We start from the raw sequence: 2,307 nt of genomic DNA, 5'->3' as shown, positions 1-2,307 counted from the left end.
GCTTAATTATATTATCATGATTAGCGACTTATGTCAACTAATTTTTTATCTTTTCCGTCGCCATCTCATAGCGACTTATATATAATATCATGTCGAATTGTATATATACATGACGAATAAATCTATAAATAAAAATTATCTTATTATTACTTGAAAATACTCTCTATTACTTAAAAATAATACTATTGATACTCACGGACATGTTGACACTATCCACTTCGTTGAAGCCTTAGATATAGTAACAATTCTAATAAAAAAGAGAATTTACTTCTCTTAACAGATTGTAAAATTCTCTTGTAAAATTAACTATTGATATAAATCTTTTTTTTATTTAAACTTATCGTATGTCTGACATACTTTATTACCATACAAAAGGTTCCTCCCCCTGTATCAATCATTACATCCTTAAAGGATGGATATCTGCCTGGCGTAAAGCTCTGATGAAATTCATCTGAGCATGCATATAAAAATGTAAATATCAATGATATAATTAAATTTTTCCTAAAACTAACATCCTTATTTAAGGCATTGAAAACAAAATAATATAGAATAAAGTACTCTGTAAAATGTGCCACCTTTCTTATTAAATAGCTTCCATTTCCATTAAATATAGAATTTAAATCAATTCTAAAATATAGTAATATTTGTTCGATGAACTTATTATTATTACTTGATGCTTCTCCGTTTTGACACGAGAAAAAAAATATTATTGCCATCCATATGATTACATAAGCCCATTTTCTTAACCATTTACTGATCATAATGACTAATCCTTTCTTTAATAAAAAATACACTTTTATCTATTTTTAATTACATTATATCATCAATCCTAGTATTACTTCTATAAATTACTATAAAACTAATTTACAAGTATATTTATTACTTTTTCTATAAATAACTATATTTATAACAGATCTGTGCTCTTTATTATCGATGTTAATAAACTTTTACTTTTTTATTAACTCTAACAAAATATGTAGCAATAACTTTAAAAAGGAAGTATTATATTATAAACTAACGACAGAGGTGATTACATGAAAAACATAGCAGCTTTTTTCGATATTGATGGAACACTTTATAGAGAAGGTCTTATTACAGAAATTTTTAAAAAACTTATTAAATATGAGATAATCAGCAATGAGAGATGGTATAAAGAAGTTAAGCCTGAATATGAAAAATGGGATAAGAGACAGGGCAACTATGATAATTACCTTTTAAAAATGGCTGGAATATATTTAGAAGCTATTAAAGGTCTGCATAAAACTCAAGTTGAATTTATTGCAAAACAGGTTATTTCTCAAAAAGGTGATAGAGTATATACATTTACTAGAGATATGATTAAATGGCATAAAGAACAAGGTCATAAAGTCCTCACAATATCAGGAAGTCCCTTTGAACTTGTACGTGAAATGTCCTTAAAACATGGATTTGATGACTATAAAGGTTCTATTTATATCAGAAACGATGAAGATATTTATACTGGCAAAGTTATCCCCATGTGGGATAGTGCAAGCAAAAAGGAAGCTATTGAAGAATTTGCTTGTAAATATAACTTAGATCTTAATAATAGTTATGCTTATGGAGATACTTCTGGAGATTTTAGTATGTTTCAATTAGTGAAATATCCCGTATGTATTAATCCCACTAAAGAATTACTATTAAAAATTATGGACAATAAAGAGGTTAAGGAAAAAATTAGAATCATCGTTGAAAGAAAAGATGTTGTTTATCAATTGACCTGTGAATGTGTTGCAAATTCGATAATATAAATAAGAAAGGGCGTACATAGGATTTTATGTATACCCTTTCTTCTTTAATGTTATCTTAAGCGTGTAAAACAAAAAGCCTTCAGAGATTCTGAAGGCTTATGGAGCGGGTGATGGGAATCGAACCCACGTAGCCAGCTTGGAAGGCTGGAACTCTACCATTGAGCTACACCCGCACATGGTGACCCCTAGGGGAATCGAACCCCTGTTACCACCGTGAAAGGTGGTGTCTTGACCGCTTGACCAAGGGGCCAATAAATTTATGTGGTGGCGGCGAAGGGAGTCGAACCCCTGACACTTCGGGTATGAACCGAATGCTCTGGCCAACTGAGCTACGCCGCCTAATCAGACTGTTAATTTTATATATAAAACTGGTCACCCAGTGGTTATATAAAAAATTATCATCCGGCAACTACCTACTCTCCCATGGGGCTTCCCCCAAAGTACCATCGGCGTACTCGAGCTTAACTGTCCTGTTCGGTATGGGAAGGAGTGTGTCCTCGAGGCTATCGCCACCGGATTATTGAAAGATTAGCTCTTT

2 protein-coding genes, 3 tRNA genes and 1 rRNA gene are annotated in these 2,307 nt (G+C 31.6%); 1 reads left to right on the top strand and 5 read right to left on the bottom strand.

Translation table 11 applies throughout. The annotated features are described in order from the left end of the window. Nucleotides 1–302 precede the first annotated feature (302 nt). Nucleotides 303–761: a VanZ family protein gene (locus tag Q428_RS13765; protein ID WP_035381906.1), complete on the bottom strand. Its 459-nt coding sequence runs from the start codon at nt 759–761 to the stop codon at nt 303–305. A gap of 273 nt (nt 762–1,034) precedes the next feature. On the opposite strand from Q428_RS13765, the gene Q428_RS13760 reads away from it, so the two are divergent. Next, entirely contained in the window at nt 1,035–1,769 is a 735-nt protein-coding gene (locus Q428_RS13760) for an HAD-IB family hydrolase (RefSeq protein WP_035381904.1), read from the top strand. A 99-nt stretch (nt 1,770–1,868) separates the two neighbouring features. Here the strand turns inward: Q428_RS13760 and Q428_RS13755 are convergent. The 4 genes from Q428_RS13755 to rrf form a co-directional block, all read right to left on the bottom strand. Continuing rightward, nucleotides 1,869–1,942: transfer RNA gene (locus Q428_RS13755), tRNA-Gly, on the bottom strand. Nucleotides 1,943–1,945: 3 nt separating this feature from the next. Continuing rightward, nucleotides 1,946–2,019, bottom strand: a tRNA-OTHER gene (locus Q428_RS13750). Nucleotides 2,020–2,031: 12 nt separating this feature from the next. Next, nucleotides 2,032–2,108 (bottom strand) — tRNA-Met (locus Q428_RS13745). A 61-nt stretch (nt 2,109–2,169) separates the two neighbouring features. After that, nucleotides 2,170–2,286, bottom strand: a 5S ribosomal RNA gene (gene rrf / locus Q428_RS13740). Nucleotides 2,287–2,307 lie beyond the last annotated feature (21 nt).

It is taken from the genome of Fervidicella metallireducens AeB (assembly GCF_000601455.1).
In the GTDB taxonomy this organism is placed as follows: domain Bacteria; phylum Bacillota; class Clostridia; order Clostridiales; family Caloramatoraceae; genus Fervidicella; species Fervidicella metallireducens.
This window is presented reverse-complemented; position numbering and strand designations above follow the sequence as displayed.